A 20644-nucleotide genomic window follows, 5' to 3' on the forward strand; every position below is an offset into this window, starting at 1 on the left:
GCGGCGGGCGCGCGCCCTGAAGCCATCGAGGCAGGGTCACCCGCGCATCAACGCGCCCCCTTGGCGCGCGGCCGGCTCCACGCCGCGAACAGCGCGCCGCCCAGGCCGCTGCCGATCGCCATGCACGCCAGCCCCACCCAGGTGCGCGTGGCGTAGATCAGCACCGGCATGGGGGCCGCCGCGTCCACCACCCGCACGGCGGCGACCAGCCCGGCCGTCGCGGCCAGGACATACAGCGCCGTGCGCCCGGCCGGCCAGCGCCGCGACAGCCAGGCCGCCACCGCGAACGCGGGCAGCCAGCCGGCCAGCACGATGCCGGCGTAGATCGGGCCGAAGCCTGCCAGGTCCTGCGCCGAGGTGAGCATGCGCGTGGTCGGCGCGATCGTCAGGCCCAGCTCCGCCAGCGCGGCCAGGTTGAACTGCGTCTGCACCAGCGTGCCCCAGGCAGCGGCGAACAGCAGGGCCAGGCCGAAGGCGAGCAAGGGCCGCAAGTGCCGCCGCCAGGTGACGGGCTCTTCAGGAAAACCGGCTGCGAGCAGGGACATGGCTTTGGCGTGGGGCTGGTCGATACTGCCGCCATGATGCCCACTTCGCGCCGCCCCACCGAACGCCCCCGGCTCCGCAGGGGCACTGCCTGGCGCCGTTGGCTCGGCGCCGCGGCCTTCGCCTGCCTGGCAGCGCTGCCGCTCGTGCCGGCCCAGGCCGCCGGCTACCGCGTCGAGACGGTAGCGAGCGGGCTGGAGTTTCCGTGGGCCGCCGCCTTCCTGCCCGACGGCCGACTGCTGGTGACCGAGCGGGCCGGGCGCCTGCGCGTCATCGCGCCGGGATCGGATGGCCGGCAGGCGTTGCAACCGCAGCCCGTGGAGGGCCTGCCGCCCGTGCTGGTCGCGGGCCAGGCGGGTCTGTTCGACGTGCTGGTCGACCCGGACTTCGCGCGCAACGGCTGGATCTACCTGTCGCTCGCCCACGGCACGCCACAGGCCAACCATTTGCGCGTGGTGCGTGCCCGCCTGCACGGCCAACAGTTGCAGGAGGTGCAAACCCTCTTCACCTCCCGGCCGGCCAAGCGGCACGACCAGCACTTCGGCGCGCGCATGGCGCTGCTGGGCGACGGCACGCTGGCCATCACGCTGGGCGACGGCAACGTGGAGCGCACCGACGCGCAGCGGATGGACACGCACCTGGGCAAGACGGTGCGGATCGCCCGCGACGGCGGCTTGCCGGCGGACAACCCCTTCACTGGCCGCGCCGGCGTGCTGCCCGAGATCTACAGCCTGGGCCACCGCAATCCGCAAGGCCTGGTGTTCGTGCCGGCGCTGAACGCGCTTTACCAGCACGAACACGGCTCCAAGGGTGGCGACGAGCTCAACCGCATCGTGCCCGGCGCCAACTACGGCTGGCCGCTCGCCACCGGCGGCGTGGACTACACCGGCGCGCGCATCACCCCCTACCGCACGTTGCCGGGGGTCGAGCCGCCGCTCGCGGAATGGACGCCCTCCATCGCCCCGGCGGGCATGAGCTATTACGACGGCGCCCTCTTTCCCGCATGGCGCGGCAGCCTGTTCATCGCGGCGTTGAAGGAGCGCTCGGTGCGCCGCGTGCCGCTGCAGGGCGGTGTGCCGGGCCCGCAGGAGACCTTGTTCGAGGAGTTGGGCGAGCGCCTGCGGGACGTGCGCGCCGGGCCGGACGGCGCGCTCTACCTGCTGACCGACAGCGCGCAGGGCCGCGTGCTGCGCATCGCGCCCGCCCCGTGACCCGCAGGCCCGGCGCGGTCGCCGGCCGCCTTCACGGCTGCAGCCGGGTCGTGTGCACCCGGTTGCGCCCGCGCCGCTTGGCCTCGTAGCAGGCCATGTCGGCGGCGCGCAGCAAATGGGTGACGTGCTCCTCGCCCGTCACGCTGTCTTCCAGCACCACCAGCCCCACGCTGGTGCTGACCAGGAAGCTGCGGCTGCCGAAGGAAGGCTCCCAGGCGGCGATGGCCAGGCGGATCAGCTCGGCGATCTCCTGCCCCCGGGAAGGCGAACAGGCGGGAAGCACCACGGCGAATTCATCGCCCCCCAGCCGTGCGGCCCACCCCACGTGGCGCACCTGCTCCTCGATGAGGCGCGCCACGTGCTGCAGCACCTCGTCGCCCGCGTCGTGGCCCGCGACGTCGTTGATGACGGTGAAGTGGTCCAGGTCCATGAAGAGCACCGCCAGCGCGTCGGCCTCCGAGCCAGGCGGTGGGGCCGGCACCGTGGCGCCGCCCTGGGCGCGCACGCCCATGAGTTCGCCCAGCCGCTCGATGAAGGCGCGCCGGTTCAAAAGGCGTGTGAGCGGATCGTGGCCGGCCGCCCAGCCACGCAACTGGCGCGAGCCCCGCTCGGCGGTGATGTCCTCCAGCAGCCATACCGTGCCGGCCGACGCCGGCCCGGGGGTGGCCGATCCCGCGCGATAGGCCAGCACCCGTGCCCAGACCGAGCTGCCATCCTTGCGGCGAAAGCGCACGTCCCCGTCGAAGCTGCCGTGCGCGGCGAAGGCCTGGCGCACGCGGCTGCGCCACTGGTCGTAGTCGCCCTGGCTGGCATGCATGGCGCGGGCGGGCAGGCCCTGCAACTCGGGCGGCGAATAGCCCAGCATGCGAGCGGCCTGCACGCCCGCCACCTCCAGCACCTCGCCCCGGGTGATGACGATGCCGACCGGGGCATGCGCCAGCAGCGTGTCCAGCCGTACCGCCGTGATGCCGGCCTGGCGCTGCTCGCGCGCACGCTGCGAGGCCATCTGCGTGCAGACGCTCACCAGCGCGTCGACCTCGCCACGCGAGCGCGGCCACCCATCGCCCGCGTCGCCTTCGCCCGCCGGCGCGCGTAGCATGCGCCGGGCGCGCAGGCCCAGCAGCGCCAGCGGCCGGGCGATCCACAGCATCGCCAGGCCCGCCAGCAGGGCGACGGCCAGCACGCCGCCCCCGGCCATCCACCATGCGCCGCGCTGGGCGCCCTCGGCCGGCGCCATCAGGGCCTGGGCGTCGCTCACGCGGGCGACCATCCACTGCGGCAGCGGCACGCCCGCGATGCTGACCACGTGGCCCGCCATGCGCTCGGTGAAACCCCGGCCCTTGAGCGGCTGCTCCTGCTGCTGCCAGCGGGCGTAGACGGCTGCCAGCCCGGGCTCGTCGCGCACGTGGCCCAGCACGCGCTCCCGCTGGGGGTGCGACAGGATCACGCCCTCGCGGGTGAAGACGATGAGGCGGGAATCTTCCCGCGCCGGCATCGCCATGGACTGCGGCAGCAGGCCCTGCGACTGCAGCCGCAGGACGCCGGCCACGGCGCCGCTCACCGGGCCCTCGCCCTGGCGCAGCGGCATGGTGAACATCACCCGCGCCTCGCCCGGCGCGGTGCCGATCAGGTCGGACACCAGGGGCTTGCCATCCACGATGGTGCGCAGCAGGTAGTCGCGCTCGATCGGGTCGAGCGCTGCCGCCTGCTGCAGCTTGCCGTACTGCAGGTTGACGCTGAGTTGGCCGTCCTTGCGCGCCACCTGCATCGCGTCGAAGAAACGCACCGCGGGCAGGCCCTGCTGCACCAGCCATTCCAGCGACTGCGGATAGTCCAGCAGGTTCGGAGCGATGCCGTCGGCCACGGTGCCCAGCACGCGCTGGCTCTGCTCGATCTTGCTGGCCAGCAGGCGCGCCACCATCTCCACTTCGTCGTTCTGCTGGCTGACCAGCCGGCGCATGGCGGCCTGCGTGGAGGCATAGGACACCAGCCAGGCAGCGGTGCTGCCGGCCAGCAGCACGGCCAGCAGGGCCACCGCCACCAGCTTGACGACCAGTGCACCGGGCAGCGGCCAGCCCGGCGGATCGGAGGAGATGGAGTCCGGCGAGGGGTCGAAGGACGAGTCGGCCGGCGCGAATGCCGCGTCGCGCCCGCCCGCTGCCTCGGCCGCTGGCGGTGTCATGCCGCCTCCGCGCAGGAGGCACCTTGGATGAGCGACGACGGGCGAGAAACTCGGGGCATGGGCTGAAAAAAAGGGGCGGCGCGATCGAGGGTCGTGCCCCAATATACGCAGCGACCCTAAAGGCCCGGGTCCGGGGCAACCCTCAATGCCTGGCAGGAAAACCCTGCCCCGCGCCACGCCGGCGCGGCGCCGCCCGGCAGGCGTTTCATACGGGTTCGCATTCAGCCGGCTGACGAGGCGGAAAGCCGAAGACAGTGCTCTAGCACGGCGGGGCGAACCAACGAAGCCAGACGATCGCACGCGAAGCCGTATCAGCCGCCGGCCACGCTCTGCAGCGCCTGCGGCCGGGGCAGGTTCAGCACGCTGCCGGTGCCGGCGATCAGACCGTGCTCGCGCAGCTGCCGCAGCACGCGCGAAAGCGTTTCGGGGGCGATGCCGAGTTGCGCCGCGATCAGCCGCTTGCGCTGCTGCAGGGTGACGCGCAGCGTGCCGTCATCGCCCGGCTGGGCATGTTGCAGCAGCCATTGCGCGCAGCGCGCCTCCGCGTCCTGCGCCAGCCGGCTCACCGCCAGTTCGGTCTGGCGGCAGTAGCCGCTGGCCAGGCTGTGCACCAGCTCCCGCACGGCGGGCGCGAGCGTCGCCACGCCTTGCTGGAACACATCGACCGGCACGCGCCGCACCGCCACGCGGGTGTCGGCGACCATGTCGACCGCGCAGGGCTGCCCCAGCAACGCCGCCGCGGCATCGAGCCAGAACGGCCCCTGCACGACGCCCAACTGGTGGCGCATCTGGCCGTCCTCGCGCACGCCCAGCAGCACGCGGCCGATGTCCAGGTGCAGCACCGTCGCCGGCCGCTGGTGGCGCTCGCGCAGCACCTCGCCGGCGGCGGCCCATTCGGGCGCGCAAAGGGGGTCGAGAGAGGGTTGGACAAACATGGCGCGACTGTGCCGGCGCGTGCCCCGCAGCGTGTTGAGGGAGGTCAAGGGATGCACTCCCGCAGCGGGCATCGAGCGCCCGGAACAGGGCGCGTCGCGCAACCACCGGGCCGAGCGGGCGCGGCGAATGCAAGCAACCTTCAAGACAACGCGGCTGCCCCAAGGCACGACCTGGAGGCATGGAGTTTGCTAGCGGTTTTCAGCTGGATACGTTTAGCGCATATTCCAACCGTTTGCGCCATGGCGCCGACGACTCCTTTCCGTTGTCTTTTCATCCACCTGCAGGAAACACCATGAAGAAAACCCTGATCGCCCTCGGAACCACCCTGCTGTGCGGCGCAACTGCCCACGCCCAGAGCAAGGTCGAGATCACCGGCCTGACCGACGCATTCGTCGGCTCGATGAAGATGGCGGGCGACCCCAACCGCCGCTCGGTGGTGGACAGCGGCGGCATGACGACCTCGTGGTTCGGCTTCAAGGGCACCGAAGACCTGGGCGGCGGCCTGAAGGCCAACTTCCAGCTGACCTCGTTCATCAAGGTGGACACCGGCACGCAGGGCCGCTTCGCCAACGACCCGTTCTTCTCGCGCGACGCCAACGTGAGCCTGTCGGGCGACTTCGGCTCGGTGCTGCTGGGCCGCTGGATGGCGCCCAACTTCCTGCCATCGGTGGTGGGCAACCCGTTCGGTGATTCTTTCGTGTTCTCGCCCCTGATCCTGCACAAGGACGTGCCGCTCTTCAACGGTACCGGCTGGCGCGCGATGACCCCGTCCGACACCGGCTGGTCGAACCAGCTGGTCTACAGCACGCCCAAGTTCGGCGGCTTCTCGGCCAACGTCCAGTACCAGTTCGGCGAGCAGCCGGGCCAGGGCGGCAAGAACAACTTCGGCGCCAACTTCTTCTACTTCGGCGGCCCGCTGACCCTGACCGGCTTCTACGAGAACACCGACATCGCCAACCCGACCAACACGCTGCTGGCCAACAACCAGAAATACTGGATGCTGCTGGGCGCGTACGACTTCGGCATGGTCAAGCCCTTCCTGAGCTATGGCGAGAAGAAGATCAGCGACACGGCCGACACCAAGGGCAAGACCTTCCAGGTCGGCGCATCCGCCCCCATCGGCAACGGCAAGCTGCTGGCCGAATGGGTCAAGACCGACTGGTCCACGCCCGACGTCAACCGCAAGACCTTCTCCGTCGGCTACGACTATTTCCTGTCCAAGCGCACCGACGTCTATGCCGTCGTGATGAACGACAAGATCACCAACCAGCGCAGCGGCAACAGCATGGGCGTAGGCATCCGCCACCGGTTCTGAACGGCGCGTGCCGCCCCCACGCCGTGAACCGGCGCGGGGCGGCGATGCCCTCCGAAGGCACGGCGGAGCCACCCGCCGTGCCTTTTTTCGTGGCCAGGCCGATGGTTCGAGGTGTTTTGAGGCTCGGGCGCCCGTCCATCAAGCGCTTATAGCTATCGAATTCATAGCAGCTGCGGCCGTATGCCAACGCGGGCGCCGCTGCCGGCTTTTCCGTGCGGCGGAAGCCACCCGGCAGCCTCGGCGGTGTCATGCCGCTGTCACCGCCCGGCCCTAAGGTGGCCCATCGCTTCATCTGGTCATCATGGTGTCCTTCCTCGCCGCCGCGCCCGCGCCTGTGCCCGTCCACGCGCCGGCGCACACCGCCCTGCCCGCGTTTGTGCCGCCCGCGCCTGCGCCTGCGCCGGCTTCCGTGCTCGAGCTGCTCTCGCCCGCCGTGCGCGAAGGCACCGGGCCGCTCGCCCGGCTGATGCGTGGCGGCGGCCTCTACTGCGTCTTCCAACCCCTGGCCGACCTGCGCGAAGGCTCGATCTACGCGCACGAGGCGCTGATCCGCGGGCCCGAGGGCTCCGCGCTGCACCGGCCCGATGCGCTGCTGGAGATGGCGCGGCAGGAGCGCATCCTGCAGGACTTCGAGCTGCTGTGCGTGGTGCTCGCGCTGTGGCAGTGGGGCCGCGAGGGGCGCGCCGGGCGCGTGTTCGTCAACATCAGCGCCGATGCGCTGGTGTCCGGCGTGGCGATGTGCGGCGCCGGCCTGCTGGGCCGCACCGTGCGCGAGCTGGGCGTGTCCGCCCGCATGGTGGTGCTGGAGATCACCGAGCATGAGCGCGTCTCGGACATGGCCTCGCTGCGCGCCGCGCTGCGCGAGGTGCATGCCTGCGGCGCCCGCCTGGCGCTGGACGATTTCGGCGACGGGCATTCGAGCCTGCGGCTCTGGTCGGAGGTGAAGCCCGACTTCGTGAAGATCGACAAATACTTCATCCGCGACATCGCCGAGCACCCCGAGAAGCTGCAGATGCTGCAGGCCATCAAGGGCATCGCCGAGGTGTTCGGCACCACGCTGGTGGCAGAAGGCATCGAGACGCGCGAAGAGCTGCGCGCCCTGCGCGACCTGGACATTCCCTACGGCCAGGGCTACCTGCTGGGCCGTCCGGCACGGCTGCCGTTCGAATCCATCGAGCCCTCCGCGCTGGAAGCGCTGCGCGACCGGCGCGTGGCCGTGCTGCCGCACCAGGGCCAGCATGCGCGCCCGGGCATCCTGCGCAATCTGCTGGTGCTGCAGGCGCCCACGGTGGAGCCCGACACCCCCAACGACGAGGTGGCGCAGCTCTTCAAGACCCATGCCGAGCTGCACGCGGTGGCCGTGCTGGAGGGCACGCGCCCGGTGGCGCTGATCAACCGCCAGCAGTTCATGAACCACTACGCCACGCTCTTCTTTCGCGAAGTGCACGGCCGCAGGCCCTGCAGCGCCTTCGCCAACCATGCGCCGCGCGTGGTCGAGCTGGACTGCGACGTGGACCAGCTGGTGGGCATCCTCACCTCGCAGGACCAGCGCTACCTGAACGACGGCTTCATCGTGACCGACAACGGCCGCTACATCGGCCTGGGCACGGGCGACCAGCTCGTGCGCGGAGTGACGGAAGCGCGCATCGAGGCGGCGCGCCACGCCAACCCGCTCACCTTCCTGCCGGGCAACATCCCGATCAGCCTGCACATGCAGCGGCTGCTGGACAGCGGCACCGAGTTCGTCGCCTGCTACGCCGACATGAACCACTTCAAGCCGTTCAACGACTACTACGGCTACTGGCGCGGCGACCAGATGATCCGCCTGCTGGCGCGGCTGTCGGTGGCGCACTGCGACGCGCAGCGCGACTTCGTCGGCCACGTGGGCGGCGACGACTTCATGCTGCTCTTCCAGAGCGGCAACTGGCTGCAGCGCTGCCGCGACCTGGTGGCGGCCTTCGCCGCCGAGGCCCGCAGCCTGTTCGACGACGAAGCGCAGCGCGCCGGCGGCATCTGGGCGGAAGACCGGCACGGCGTGAAGCGCTTCTTCGACTGCACGACGCTGTCCATCGGCGCGGTGCGCGTGGCGCCGGGCCGCATCCAGCGCGCCGAGGAAGTGGCCAACCTGGCGGCGCTGGCCAAGCACGATGCCAAGCTGTCGCCCAGCGGCATCGCATGCATGGCCGCGGCGCTGGCCGGCACGGGCGGGGTGCCGCAGGTGCTGCACTCCACGCCCGCTGCGGCGTCGGCGAGGGCGGCCACCTAAAATCGGCCGGGTGAACGCACCCCTTCCCACGCCCCGCCGCCCCATCCGCGACCTGCCCGACGAGCTGATCAGCCAGATCGCCGCGGGCGAAGTGGTCGAACGCCCCGCCTCCGCCGTGCGCGAACTGGTGGACAACGCGCTCGATGCCGGCGCCACGCAGATCACCGTGCGCCTGCTGGCCGGCGGCGTGCGGCTGATCGCGGTGGAAGACGACGGCGCCGGCATTCCGCAGGACGAGCTGCCCATCGCGCTGCGCCGCCACGCCACCAGCAAGATCACCAACCTGCACGACCTCGAATCGGTCGCCACCATGGGGTTCCGGGGCGAGGCGCTGGCCGCCATCGCCTCGGTGTCGGAGATGGCGCTGCTGTCGCGCACGGCGCACCAGGCCAGCGCCTTTTTGCTGGAGGCGCGCAGCGGCGAGCTGCGGCCCGCGGCGCGCAGCACCGGCACCACGGTGGAAGTGAAGGAACTCTTCTTTTCCACGCCAGCCCGGCGCAAATTCTTGAAGACCGACGCCACCGAACTGGCCCACTGCGTGGAGGCCGTGCGCCGCCATGCGCTGGCCCGGCCGGACGTGGGCTTTGCCATCTGGCACGAAGGCAAGCTGGTCGAGCAGTGGCGCGCCACGCTGGCCGCCGGCGATGGCCCGCACGACGCCGACGCGCTGCAGCAGGCATTGGCGCGCCGCCTGGCGGACGTGCTGGGCGAGGACTTCCTCGCTGAATCGGTGGCCGTGCGGCACCGCTCCGGTGCCGTCACCGTCACCGGCCGCGCCGGCCTGCCCGATGCCGCCCGCTCCCGCGCCGACCAGCAGTTCTGCTATGTCAACGGCCGCTTCGTGCGCGACAAGGTGCTGACCCACGCGGCGCGCAGCGCGTATGAAGACGTGCTGCACGGCCACAAGCAGCCGGTGTATGCGCTCTATGTCGAGATCGACCCGCTGCGGGTGGACGTGAACGTGCACCCCACCAAGATCGAGGTGCGCTTCCGGGACAGCCGCGAAGTGCACCAGGCCGTGCGCCACGCGGTGGAGAACGCCCTGGCCGCGCCGCGTGCGCAGGCACTGGCCCAGGCGGCTGCCGCTGCGGGCGCACCAGGCGCAGGCGGCGCGGGCGGTGCGGGCACAGCGGGCACAGCGGGCACAGCGGGCACCGACGGCGCCCCGGCTGCGGCGGCCAGCCAGTTTTCTACAACGAATCGGCCTGCAGCGCTTTATTCATCAGCGCAGAGTGCTATTAAATTTGATGAACGGCCCGGCCACAAGGTGTCCGACCTGCAGGCGCTGTGGGGCTCGCCATCGACGGCCACCGAGACTGCCGTGCTCCCAGCGGGCACGCCACCTTTCGAGCCGCTGGGTGCAGAGGCGGCCCAGCCCGTGGCCGCGCCGCAGGCGACGGACTGGGCGACGCCCGTGCCACCCCGCCCCACGGCCACTGCCGTTCCCGATGCCACCACCTGGCCGCTGGGCCGCGCCGTCGCGCAGATCCACGGCGTCTATATCCTGGCCGAGAACGCCCAGGGCCTGATCGTGGTGGACATGCATGCCGCCCACGAACGCATCGTGTATGAACGGCTCAAGGCCCAGGTAGATGGCGGCACGCGCATCGCCAGCCAGCCGCTGCTGATTCCCGCCACCTTCGCCGCCACGCCCGAAGAGGTGGCGACGGCCGAGTCGCAGGCCGATACGCTGGAGATGCTGGGCCTGGAGATCTCGCCCTTCTCGCCGCGCACGCTGGCGGTGCGGGCCGTGCCCACCACGCTGGCGCACGGCAACCCGGTGGAGCTGGCGCGCAGCGTGCTGGCCGAGCTGGCGGCGCACGACGCCAGCACCGTGGTGCAGCGCGCCCGCAACGAGATCCTGGGCACCATGGCCTGCCACGGTGCGGTGCGCGCCAACCGCCGGCTGACGCTGGACGAGATGAACGCCCTGCTGCGGCAGATGGAGACCACCGACCGGTCCGACCAGTGCAACCACGGCCGCCCGACCTGGCGCCAGCTGTCGATGAAGGAGCTGGACGCGCTCTTCCTGCGCGGTCGGTGAAGGGTTCGGGCCGATGCGCCGGGGGGCGTTCGGCCCAGCCGGGCCGTCCGCCCTGGCTTCGCCAGCCAGCCCCGAGTCTCAATCGTCCCGCGCCGCCTTGGCCTGGTCCGGGAAGTCCGAGAACACGCCATCCACCCCCAGGCGGAAGAAGCGGCGGTACTCCTCCTTCGCGTCGCCCTTGTAGTCGGACGTGAGCCGCTTGGCCTCGCTGCGGAAGGTGTAGGGGTGCACGAAAAGGCCGGCGTCGTGGGCGTACTCCACCACCCGGGTGGGCTGCATCAGCACGCGGTCGCGCTCGTCGATGACGCCGTCGCCGTTCAGGTCGTCCGGCTTGCCGTCGCGGTTGGCATCGACTTGGCGCGAGGGGATGAGATAGGGCTTCCAGGGGCCGATGCCGTCCGCGTAGGTCTTTACTTCCTTCAGGCCCTCGGGCGTGAGCAGGCTGGCGAAGGTGCGGCGGTCGCCCGCCACGGCGAAGTCGTAGGGCTTGTCGTAGGGCGCGGTCAAATCGATGCTGCCGTCGGCGTTGACGTCGTTCGCGTCCACCAGTTGCACCAGCCGCACCTGGGTCTTGCCGCGCAGGTACTTCAGGTTGGAGACCTCGAACGACTGCAGGATGACGGGCGAGTCCTTGGCGGTGTAGCCGTACTGCGAGAGCGTGCCGAGCAGCCGGTCTTCGAGCGGCAGGCCCAGGCGCGCGTGGTAGGTCGGGTGCTTGGTCTCGATGTACACGCCCACGCTGCGGTTCAGGCGCCGGCCCTCGCTGCGGGCGAGGTCGAGCACCTCGGCCAGCGTCGGGATCTGGAAGCGGCCGTTGAACGACTGGTCGCGCTCGGGCAGGGGCTGCACGGCGCGCAGCGTCTTGATCTCGGCCAGCGTGAAGTCGGACGCGAACCAGCCCTCTTCGGTGACGCCGTCCACCACCTTCTTCGTCTTGCGGCTGGCGAACTCGGGGCGGGTGGAGACGTCGGTGGTGGCGGTGATGTTCGGCTCGTGGCGGGCGATCAGAACGCCATCCTTGGTGGCCACCAGGTCGGGCTCGATGAAGTCGGCGCCCATCTCGATGCCGCGGCGGTAGCCCTCCAGCGTGTGGTCGGGCAGGTAGCCGGCGGCGCCGCGATGGCCGATCACCAGCGCCTTCTTGCCGTCGAGCGTGGGGTCGTTGTCGTCGCCGCCGCAGCCGGCCAGCAGCGCCGTGGCCACGGCGGCGGCCAAGGCCGTCTTTCCCAAAATCTTTCGGGTCATGGTGTGTCTCTTTCTCAGGTCGAGGATGGGCGGGCCGGTCCAGCCCAGTGGCACTGTGCAGTGCTTCGATGACAGGCACAAGTCGAAGAAGCACCAAGTCGGCACCGACATTTGCACCAGTTCGGTTCAAATTTCCTCCAATGGCGCTGAAAAATCCCTCGAACGGTGCACCCAGCCGGACCGGCTCTCCATAATGTGGCGCCCGCCCGCACCCCGGCATGCCCGCGTGCCGTCAGCGGCCCCGCCCTCCCCGTCGCCACAGAAAGTGCTTTCCATGTCCCATGCATCCGTCGGCCAGTTTCTCGAACAGGTCGCCCAGCGCAACCCTGACCAGCCCGAATTCCTGCAGGCCGTGACCGAGGTGATGGAGAGCCTGTGGCCCTTCATCGCGCAAAACCCCCGCTATGCCGAGCAGGCGCTGCTGGAGCGCCTGGTGGAGCCGGAGCGCACGATCACCTTCCGCGTGTGCTGGACGGACGACGCTGGCCGGGTGCAGGTCAACCGGGGCTACCGCATCCAGCACAGCATGGCGATCGGGCCGTACAAGGGCGGTTTGCGGTTTCATCCGTCGGTCAATCTGTCGGTGCTGAAATTCCTCGCCTTCGAGCAGACGTTCAAGAACGCGCTGACCACGCTGCCGATGGGCGGCGGCAAGGGCGGCTCGGACTTCGACCCCAAGGGCAAGAGCCAGGGCGAGGTGATGCGCTTCTGCCAGGCGTTCGCCTCGGAGCTGTACCGCCACGTGGGCGCCGACACCGACGTGCCGGCCGGCGACATCGGCGTGGGAGGGCGCGAGGTGGGCTTCATGGCCGGCATGGTCAAGAAGCTGACCAACCGGGCCGACTGCGTCTTCACCGGCAAGGGGCTGTCGTTCGGCGGCTCGCTGGTGCGCCCGGAGGCGACGGGCTACGGCACGGTGTATTTCGCCCAGGAGATGCTCAAGACCCGGGGCCGGGCCATGGACGGGCTGCGCGTGGCGGTGTCGGGCTCGGGCAACGTGGCGCAGTACGCGGTCGAGAAGGCGCTGCAGCTGGGCGCCCGGGTGGTCACGGTGTCCGACTCCGGCGGCACGGTGATCGACGAGGCCGGCTTTACGCCCGAGAAGCTCGCCCTGCTGATGGAGATCAAGAACCAGCGCTACGGCCGCGTCGGCGACTATGCCGCGCAGGTCGGCGCCCGCTTCGAGGCCGGTGCGAACCCCTGGCATGTGCCGGTGGAGGTCGCACTGCCCTGCGCCACGCAGAACGAGCTGCAGGCGCAGGATGCGGACCGCCTCATCGGCAACGGCGTGCTCTGCGTGGCCGAGGGCGCCAACATGCCATCGACCATCGAGGCGGCCAAGGCCTTCGAGGCGGCCGGCGTGCTGTATGCGCCGGGCAAGGCCAGCAACGCGGGCGGCGTGGCCACGTCGGGCCTGGAGATGAGCCAGAACGCGTCGCGCCTGGCCTGGCCGCGTGAAGAGGTCGATGCGCGCCTGCTGAAGATCATGCAGGGCATCCACGCGGCCTGCGTGCGTCACGGCCAGCGGGCGGACGGCAGCGTGAGCTACGTGGATGGCGCGAACATCGCCGGCTTCGTGAAGGTGGCGGACGCGATGCTGGCGCAAGGGGTGGTTTGAAGCCAAATCGCCCTCTGGCGCCCATCCCACTTGGGCCTCATGCTATGTTTTTCATAGCAATCGACTTTACACGCGCGTGTTTCAGTCCGGCAGCACCCAGGTGTCCCTCCAGGGCACGCCAGGCAGCGGCTCGTAATGCGCCACCACCAGGGCGCGCGCGCCCTGCCTCGCGCAGCCGGCCAGCGCTGCCTGCAGGTGGTGGATGGACGGCCTATCGAGCCCGGCCACCGGCTCGTCGAAGAGCGTGAGCTCCGCGCCGCAGGCGAATCCCGCAGCGAACAGCACCTTGCGCCGCGTGCCGGTGGAGAGTTGCTCCATCGGCTTGTGCAGGTGCGGCAGAAGATCGAAGCCCTGGACGTGCAGCGCGAGGGCCTCGCCGTCCCAATGCGGATAGAGCGCGGGCAATTGCGCGAACCACTGCGCCGGGGTGACGGCATCGAGCCCGCTGGAGCGCGGCTCCACCCAGAAGACGTGCGGCGCCCCGGGCGACCGGCAGGGTGGAAGCGGCAGGCCGAGCAGCTGCGCGGACCCCGCCTGCGGTGCCAGAGCGCCCGCGAGCAGCCGCAGCAGCGTGGTCTTGCCCGCGCCGTCGCCGCCCAGCACCAGCGACACGCCGGGGCGGATACGCGCGCTCCAGTCGCGCAGCAGCGGCCGGCCGGGGTAGCCGAAGCTCCAGGCCTGCGCGTGCAGGATCGGGGTGTCAGAGGGCGGCGTGGCCGGCAGGGTCCGTGAGAAATCCGTCGAAGGCATGGAGCGCGGTGATCGAGTGGCGGAAAGAGAGAACGCGGCGGTCGGGGGCGAACGCCGGCCTCCTGCGGCGCATTCGACGATGCCGCAGAATGCAAGCCACCGATCATCCCACCGCACCATGGCTCGCCTCGACTACCTTGAATTTGACTACAGCGAAGACGATGAAGGCACCGGCACCTGGGACGCCATCGCCAGCGTGACCGACGCCCACCTCGTGCCATTGCAGGACGAGATCGTGCGGCTGCTGGCCTGGGCCACCGAGCAGTTCCCCGGCCGGCGCGGCCCCGTCGAGGAAGGCGGCGCCTGGGATTACGACCTGCAGAGCGAACCCGACGACGCGCCATTGCAGACCTTGCACTACGACCCCGCTTCCCGGCGGCTGCAGCCGGCGGTGGAGCGCCACGCCGGCGTGCGCCACACGTTCACCCTGTCGCTCAGCGGCAACCGCGAGTTCGCGCAGGCGCTGCAGTCCGCCTTCGGGCTGGAATGACGGTGGCGCGCTCCGAAGCCCCGGCGCCCGCGCGCGGCGCTCCCCGCTCGCTGATGGGGCTGCTGCCCTTCTTGCGTCCCTACGCCGGCCGCATCGCCCTGGCCGGCGTGTTCCTGGTGCTGGCGGCGCTGGCCACGCTGGCCTTTCCGTGGGCGCTGCGGCAACTGATCGACGGCGGCTTGGTCGGCGCGGACAAGGCGACGCAGGCCATGGCGCTGCGCGGGCATTTCGCCCTGCTGTTCGGCGTGGCGGCCGCGCTGGGCGTCTTCTCGGCGGCACGGTTCTACATGGTCAGCTGGCTGGGCGAGCGGGTGACGGCCGACCTGCGCAACGCGGTGTATGCCCACGTGCTGCGGCAGAGCCCGGAATTCTTCGAAACCACGCAGACCGGCGAGGTGCTGTCGCGGCTGACGGTGGACACCACCCTGGTGCAGACCGTCGTCGGCTCGTCCCTGTCGATGGGGCTGCGCAACGCGGTGCTGGGCCTGGGCGCGCTCGCGATGCTGGTCTGGACCCACCCTTACGTCATGGTGCTGGTGCTGGTGGCGATCGTGATCGTGGTGCTGCCCACGCTGTGGATCGGGCGGCGCGTGCGGCGGCTCTCGCGCGCCAGCCAGGACCGGGTGGCCGACGCCAGCGCCATGGCCGCCGAAGTGCTGAACGCCATTCCCGTGGTGCAGAGCTTCACCGCAGAGCCGCGCGAGGCGCGCCGCTTCGAGGCCGCCACCGACACCGCCTTCCAGGCCGCCGTGCGGCGCAGCGGGGCGCGTGCCGCGCTGGTGGCGTTCATCATCATCACCAACGCCGCCCTGCTGCTGTGGGGCCTGCACCAGGGCACGCAGGCCGTCATCGCCGGCACCCTGAGTGCCGGCAACCTGGGGCAGACCGTCGTCTACGTGATGTTTCTCGCGGGGGCGGTGGCCGTGCTGGGCGAGGTGTACGGCGACCTGCTGCGTGCGGCGGGCGCGACCGAGCGGCTGATGGAGCTGCTGGCGACGAACGCCTCGATCACGTCGCCGATGGCCCCGGAGGGCCAGGTTCTTCCGTCGGCCGGCGCGCCGGGTGCGAACCCGGCGGCAGGGAAAGCTGCGGAGGCAGCGCCAGGCAGTTCGCCGCCCATCGCTTTGGCGTTCGACAACGTCAGCTTCGCCTACCCGTCCCGGCCGGGAGTGGCTGCGCTGCAGGGTTTCGACCTGGCACTGCGCACGGGCGAGACGGTTGCGCTGGTCGGTGCCAGCGGCGCGGGCAAGAGCACGGTGTTCCAGCTGCTGCAGCGCTTCTACGACGTCCGCGGCGGCCCGCTGGATGGCGGCCGCATCACGCTGGCGGGCAGCGACATCCGCACGCTGCCGCTGCACACGCTGCGCGGCCAGATCGGCATCGTGCCGCAGGACGCGGTCATCTTCTCCCGCTCGGCCCGCGAGAACATCCGCTACGGCCGGCCCGACGCCAGCGACGCGGAGGTGGAGGCCGCCGCCCGCGCCGCCTACGCCCACGGCTTCATCGAGGCGCTGCCGGAGGGCTACGACACCTTCCTGGGCGAACGCGGCGTGCGGCTGTCGGGCGGGCAACGCCAGCGCATGGCGATCGCCCGCGCCCTGCTGAAGGATGCGCCCGTGCTGCTGCTGGACGAAGCCACCAGCGCGCTGGACGCCGAGAGCGAGCGGGTCGTGCAGGCCGCGCTCGAAGCCGCGATGCACCGGCATGCCGGGCGGCGCACGACCCTGGTCATCGCGCACCGCCTCGCCACGGTGCAGAACGTGGACCGCATCGTCGTGCTGGAGCACGGCCGCATCGTCGAGCAGGGCCGGCACGAAGCGCTGCTGCGCCAGGGGGGTGTCTATGCCCGGCTGGCGGCGCTGCAGTTCGCGGCGGATGGACCGGCTCAGCCTTGAGCGGGCCCAAAGAGGTCTGCTTGGGTGGGGGCCGAGGCCCCAGCGGTCGACCGGGCTGCCCGCTCCACCCGCCTGGCGGGTCTTCGGGCGCGCCCTGGGAAGGGCCTGCACAGCGCTGAGCGCCCGGCAGCGGCAGCCTACTGCAGGGTTTCCTTCGCGCCGACCGGCAACGCCAGCGGCATCACCGGCACGCCCTCTTCCAGCAGCTCCATCGCCTGCTCGCGGGTGGCTTCGCCCCGGATGGAACGTTCGGCGATATCGCCGTGGTGCATGCGCCGGGCTTCGTCGGCGAAGCGGCTCCCCACATCTTCGGTACGCGCGGCGATCTCGCGCGACAGCTTGAGCCAGGCGGCCTGCAGCTGCGCCTGCATCTGCCGGAGCGCCTCTCGGTCTGCGGCGGGGGGCGCCATCTCCGCAGCGGCGGGCGGCTGCTGTGGGGACGAAGCCGCGCCGGCCTGTGCGCCGGGGGCCGGGGCGTCCTCCCGATGGCGTGCGCCGCCGGGAGCCGGCCTTGCCCCCAGGTTCAGCCGGGGCGCGCTCAGCCCCTTGCGCACCTGGCTGCTGCCGCAGAGCGGGCATTGCACCAGGCCGCGCTGCTGCTGCGACTGGTAGTCGTCTTCGGAGCCGAACCACCCCTCGAAACCATGCCCGTGCCCGCAGAAGAGATCGAGGACTTTCACGGTACGAGGAAAAAGTGGGATGGATGGGTGGGTGGACGGATGGGCGGAGCAGGTCGCCCGGGGAGCCCTGCGCTTCGTCGTCCGCTCAATCGCGGCGACGCAGCAGGTATCGATAGACGAAGCCCGGGAACGCCAGCGTCACGAACAGCGTGGCCGTGATGGCGTAGAACTCCCAGCCCTGGGGCGAGATCTGCCCGGCGCGACGCTCCAGCAACAGGGCCAGGCCCCCCACCACGGCGTAGAGCAGCGCCATTTCGGCCAGTCGCCCGCCGAGTGGCTTGCGTGCGCCGGCGCGGGGCCCGACGATCAGCCAGCGCTCGTTGATGAAAGGCAGGTTGGCCGCCAGCAACGCAGCCACGATCACCAGCCAGACGGCACCGGTTTGCGACATGGCGAGATGATCGTGTGGCGAAGGCTGAAAAGAGCCGGAAGACTGGGCGGGCGCTGGGCGCCCGCGCCCTTCCTTAGGTCGCGAGGGCGCGCACGACGGCGTCGGCGCACAGGGCCATCAGGCCGCCGGGCAGCAGGCCCAGCGCCACGATCAGGGCGCCGTTGAGTGTCAGCACCACGCGCACGTCCATCGGGGCGGACACGCGGGTCGCCGTCAGCGGCGCGTCGAAGTACATCACCTTGATGACACGCAGGTAGTAGAAGGCGCCGATCAGCGACATGACCACGGCGAACACGGCCAGGGCGATGTAGAGCGTCTGGCCCGAGGCCACCAGTGCCTGCAGCACGGCGAGCTTGGCATAGAAGCCCACCAGCGGCGGCAGACCCGCGAACGAGAACAGGCAGATCGCCATCACGCCGGCATAGAACGGGCTGCGCTGGTTGAGCCCGGACAGGTCGGCGACTTCCTCGCTCTCGAAGCCCTCGCGCGCCAGCAGCAGGATCACGCCGAATGCGGCGAGCGTGGTCAGCACATAGGTCACCACGTAGAACATGGCGGAGCTGTAGGCGTTCTCGACGGCCGTGGCATCGACGTTGCCATTGATCACGCCCGAGAGCAGGCCCAGCAGCACGAAGCCCATCTGCGAGATGGTCGAGTAGGCCAGCATGCGCTTCAGGTTGGTCTGCATGATGGCGGCCAGGTTGCCTACCAGCAGCGAGCCGATGGCCAGCACCGCCAGCATCTGCTGCCAGTCGATGGCCAGCGGCAGCAGGCCGTCCACCAGCAGGCGGATGGTGATGGCGAAGGCAGCCAGCTTGGGCGCGCCGCCGATCACCAGCGTGACCGCGGTGGGCGCGCCCTGGTACACGTCGGGCACCCACATGTGGAACGGCACGGCGCCCAGCTTGAAGCCGAGGCCAGCCACCACGAACACCAGGCCGAACACCAGCACCTGGTGGCGGATCTGGCCGGAATTCACGGCCTTGAAGACCTGGCCGATGTCGAGCGAGCCCGTGGCGCCGTAGATCATCGACAGGCCGTAGAGCAGGAAACCGCTGGCCATCGCGCCGAGCACGAAGTACTTCATGGCCGCCTCGGTCGAGACGGTGTGGTCACGGCGCAGGGCCACCAGCGCGTAGCTCGACAGAGTGAGCAGTTCCAGGCCCAGGTAGATCACGAGGAAGTTGTTGCCCGAGATCATCACGAAGATGCCCAGCAGCAGGAACATCGAGAGCGTAAACATCTCGCCGCCGCGCAGCATGTCGCGGTCGGCCGCGTAGGGGCGGCCGTAGACCAGGGTCACCATCATCGCGATGGTGGCGAAGCACTTGAGCCAATTGCCCATGGCGTCGCTGACCACCATGTTGCCGAAGCCGTAGAAGGTGCTGCCGCCGGTGGCGTACATGGCCTGCAGCGCGGCGACCACGGCCAGCGTGAGCATGGTGAGCACATAGGTGCCGGTGCGCCGGGCGCTGGAGACCCCCAGGTCCACCAACGCGATCACGCACGCCATGACCAGAAGCACGATCTCGGGGTAGATCGCCAGCCAGCTGATGTTGTCAATCATCTCGTCTCTCTCGGTTCAGTCTGGTGGGTCAGTTGAGCTTGGACAGGGCCACGTGCTTGAGCAGCTGCGCGACGGACACGTCCATGACGTCGGTGAATGGACGTGGATAGAGGCCCATGTACAGCACCGCGATCGCCAGCACCGCCATCACCAGGAATTCGCGGGCGTTGATGTCCTTGAGTTCGCGGACATGGTCGTTGGCGACAGGGCCCAGATAGACGCGCTTGTACATCCAGAGGGTGTAGGCGGCGCCCAGGATCAGGGCCGTGGCGGATGCGAGACCCACCCAGAAGTTGAACTTCACGGCGCCGAGGATGACCATCCACTCGCCGACGAAACCGGCGGTGCCCGGCAGGCCGCAGTTGGCCATGGCGAACAGCAAGGCGAACGCCGCGAACTTGGGCATGGTGTTGACCACGCCGCCGTAGGCCGCGATCTCGCGGGAATGCACGCGGTCGTACAGCACGCCGATGGACAGGAACATGGCGCCCGACACGAAGCCGTGGGCGATCATCTGCACGATGCCGCCGGAGACACCGAGGTCGTTGAAGATGAAGAAGCCCAGCGTGACGAAGCCCATGTGAGCGACCGACGAATAGGCGACCAGCTTCTTCATGTCCTTCTGCACCAGCGCCACCAGGCCCACGTAGATCACGGCGACCAGCGACAGCGCGATCATCAGCCAGGCCCATTCGCGGGCGGCGTCGGGAGCGATGGGCATGGAGAAGCGCAGGAAACCGTAGGCGCCCAGCTTCAGCATGATGGCCGCCAGCACGGCGGAGCCACCGGTGGGCGCTTCCACGTGCACGTCGGGCAGCCAGGTGTGGACCGGCCACATGGGCACCTTCACCGCGAACGCCGCGAAGAACGCGAAGAACAGCAGGGTCTGCGCCGTGCGGGACAGCGGCAGCTGGTGCCAGGTGGCGATGTCGAAGCTGCCACCCGACTGGTTGTACAGGTAGATCAGCGCGATCAGCATCAGCAGCGAGCCGAGCAGCGTGTAGAGGAAGAACTTGAACGCCGCATAGATCTTGTTCGGGCCGCCCCAGACGCCGATGATCAGATACATCGGAATCAGCGTGGCTTCGAAGAACACGTAGAACAGCATGCCGTCCAGCGCGCTGAACACGCCGATCATCAGGCCGGAAAGGATCAGGAACGCACCCATGTACTGGTTCACGCGCTCGGTGATGGCTTCCCACGACGCGATCACGACGATCACGGTGATGAAGGCCGTCAGCGGCACGAACCAGAACGAGATGCCGTCCACGCCCAGGTGATACTGCACGTTGAAACGCTCGATCCACATGGCTTTCTCGACGAACTGCGCAGCGGCGCTGGCGTTGTCGAAACCGCCGTAGAGCGGCACCGTCACGGCCAGCCCGACCAGGGCGCCGACCAACGCCAGCCAGCGCACCATCGGCGCCTGTTCGTCACGCCCGAAGGCGAGCAGGAGGATGCCGAACGCAATCGGCACCCAGATCGCAAGACTCAACCAACCCATTTTTATT

At 70.1% G+C, this 20644-nt stretch carries 16 protein-coding genes; 7 read left to right on the forward strand and 9 right to left on the reverse strand.

What is annotated here, in order from left to right:
• Positions 1-47: 47 nt before the first annotated feature.
• Complete coding sequence (locus ABWV53_RS01555; RefSeq protein WP_353362230.1) at positions 48-545, reverse strand: hypothetical protein; 498 nt, start codon at positions 543-545, stop codon at positions 48-50.
• A 33-nt stretch (positions 546-578) separates the two neighbouring features.
• Here ABWV53_RS01555 and ABWV53_RS01560 point away from each other — a divergent pair, with 33 nt between their 5' ends.
• Positions 579-1754, forward strand: a complete 1176-nt coding sequence (locus ABWV53_RS01560; protein WP_353362232.1) for a PQQ-dependent sugar dehydrogenase — start codon at positions 579-581, stop codon at positions 1752-1754.
• A 31-nt stretch (positions 1755-1785) separates the two neighbouring features.
• On the opposite strand, the gene ABWV53_RS01565 is transcribed toward ABWV53_RS01560, so the two are convergent.
• Both ABWV53_RS01565 and ABWV53_RS01570 read right to left on the reverse strand, forming a co-directional pair.
• A complete protein-coding gene (locus ABWV53_RS01565; protein WP_353362234.1) occupies positions 1786-3936 on the reverse strand; it encodes a sensor domain-containing diguanylate cyclase in 2151 nt (716 codons plus the stop codon).
• A gap of 311 nt (positions 3937-4247) precedes the next feature.
• Positions 4248-4871: a Crp/Fnr family transcriptional regulator gene (locus ABWV53_RS01570; RefSeq protein ID WP_353362236.1), complete on the reverse strand. Its 624-nt coding sequence runs from the start codon at positions 4869-4871 to the stop codon at positions 4248-4250.
• A gap of 293 nt (positions 4872-5164) precedes the next feature.
• Between ABWV53_RS01570 and ABWV53_RS01575 the strand changes: the two genes are divergently transcribed.
• The 3 genes from ABWV53_RS01575 (at position 5165) to mutL (ending at position 10497) form a co-directional block, all read left to right on the forward strand.
• The gene (locus ABWV53_RS01575) at positions 5165-6187 is read left to right on the forward strand and encodes a porin (protein ID WP_353362238.1); all 1023 of its coding nucleotides are present in this window, start codon (positions 5165-5167) and stop codon (positions 6185-6187) included.
• A gap of 466 nt (positions 6188-6653) precedes the next feature.
• Positions 6654-8453, forward strand: coding sequence for an EAL domain-containing protein (locus tag ABWV53_RS01580; protein WP_353362722.1), 1800 nt, complete (start codon positions 6654-6656; stop codon positions 8451-8453).
• A 10-nt stretch (positions 8454-8463) separates the two neighbouring features.
• Positions 8464-10497, forward strand: coding sequence for a DNA mismatch repair endonuclease MutL (mutL, locus tag ABWV53_RS01585; protein ID WP_353362240.1), 2034 nt, complete (start codon positions 8464-8466; stop codon positions 10495-10497).
• Between the two features lie 78 nt (positions 10498-10575).
• On the opposite strand, the gene ABWV53_RS01590 is transcribed toward mutL, so the two are convergent.
• Positions 10576-11742, reverse strand: coding sequence for a glycerophosphodiester phosphodiesterase (locus tag ABWV53_RS01590; RefSeq protein WP_353362242.1), 1167 nt, complete (start codon positions 11740-11742; stop codon positions 10576-10578).
• A 274-nt stretch (positions 11743-12016) separates the two neighbouring features.
• On the opposite strand from ABWV53_RS01590, the gene gdhA reads away from it, so the two are divergent.
• Positions 12017-13360 (forward strand): NADP-specific glutamate dehydrogenase, encoded by a 1344-nt coding sequence (gdhA, locus tag ABWV53_RS01595; protein ID WP_353362244.1) that lies wholly within the window; start codon positions 12017-12019, stop codon positions 13358-13360.
• Positions 13361-13441: 81 nt separating this feature from the next.
• Here gdhA and ABWV53_RS01600 read toward each other — a convergent pair whose 3' ends face one another.
• On the reverse strand, positions 13442-14110 hold the full coding sequence (locus tag ABWV53_RS01600) for an ABC transporter ATP-binding protein (RefSeq protein WP_353362246.1): 669 nt from the start codon (positions 14108-14110) through the stop codon (positions 13442-13444).
• Positions 14111-14228: 118 nt separating this feature from the next.
• Between ABWV53_RS01600 and ABWV53_RS01605 the strand changes: the two genes are divergently transcribed.
• Positions 14229-14600: a hypothetical protein gene (locus ABWV53_RS01605; protein ID WP_353362248.1), complete on the forward strand. Its 372-nt coding sequence runs from the start codon at positions 14229-14231 to the stop codon at positions 14598-14600.
• Positions 14597-16495 carry an ABC transporter transmembrane domain-containing protein gene (locus ABWV53_RS01610; protein WP_502903807.1) on the forward strand — a complete coding sequence of 633 codons (1899 nt, stop codon included), beginning with the start codon at positions 14597-14599 and terminating at the stop codon, positions 16493-16495. Before ABWV53_RS01605 ends, ABWV53_RS01610 begins: the two co-directional genes overlap by 4 nt.
• A 137-nt stretch (positions 16496-16632) precedes the next feature.
• Here ABWV53_RS01610 and ABWV53_RS01615 read toward each other — a convergent pair whose 3' ends face one another.
• The 4 genes from ABWV53_RS01615 to ABWV53_RS01630 form a co-directional block, all read right to left on the reverse strand.
• Positions 16633-17175, reverse strand: coding sequence for a DUF1178 family protein (locus ABWV53_RS01615; protein WP_353362250.1), 543 nt, complete (start codon positions 17173-17175; stop codon positions 16633-16635).
• Between the two features lie 85 nt (positions 17176-17260).
• The gene (locus ABWV53_RS01620) at positions 17261-17566 is read right to left on the reverse strand and encodes a DUF2818 family protein (protein WP_353362252.1); all 306 of its coding nucleotides are present in this window, start codon (positions 17564-17566) and stop codon (positions 17261-17263) included.
• Between the two features lie 73 nt (positions 17567-17639).
• Positions 17640-19133, reverse strand: a complete 1494-nt coding sequence (gene nuoN / locus ABWV53_RS01625) for an NADH-quinone oxidoreductase subunit NuoN (RefSeq protein WP_353362254.1) — start codon at positions 19131-19133, stop codon at positions 17640-17642.
• A 28-nt stretch (positions 19134-19161) separates the two neighbouring features.
• Positions 19162-20637, reverse strand: coding sequence for an NADH-quinone oxidoreductase subunit M (locus tag ABWV53_RS01630; RefSeq protein WP_353362256.1), 1476 nt, complete (start codon positions 20635-20637; stop codon positions 19162-19164).
• Between the last annotated feature and the right edge of the window lie 7 nt (positions 20638-20644).

Source organism: Acidovorax sp. FG27 (assembly GCF_040365715.1).
Classification (GTDB): domain Bacteria; phylum Pseudomonadota; class Gammaproteobacteria; order Burkholderiales; family Burkholderiaceae_C; genus Paracidovorax.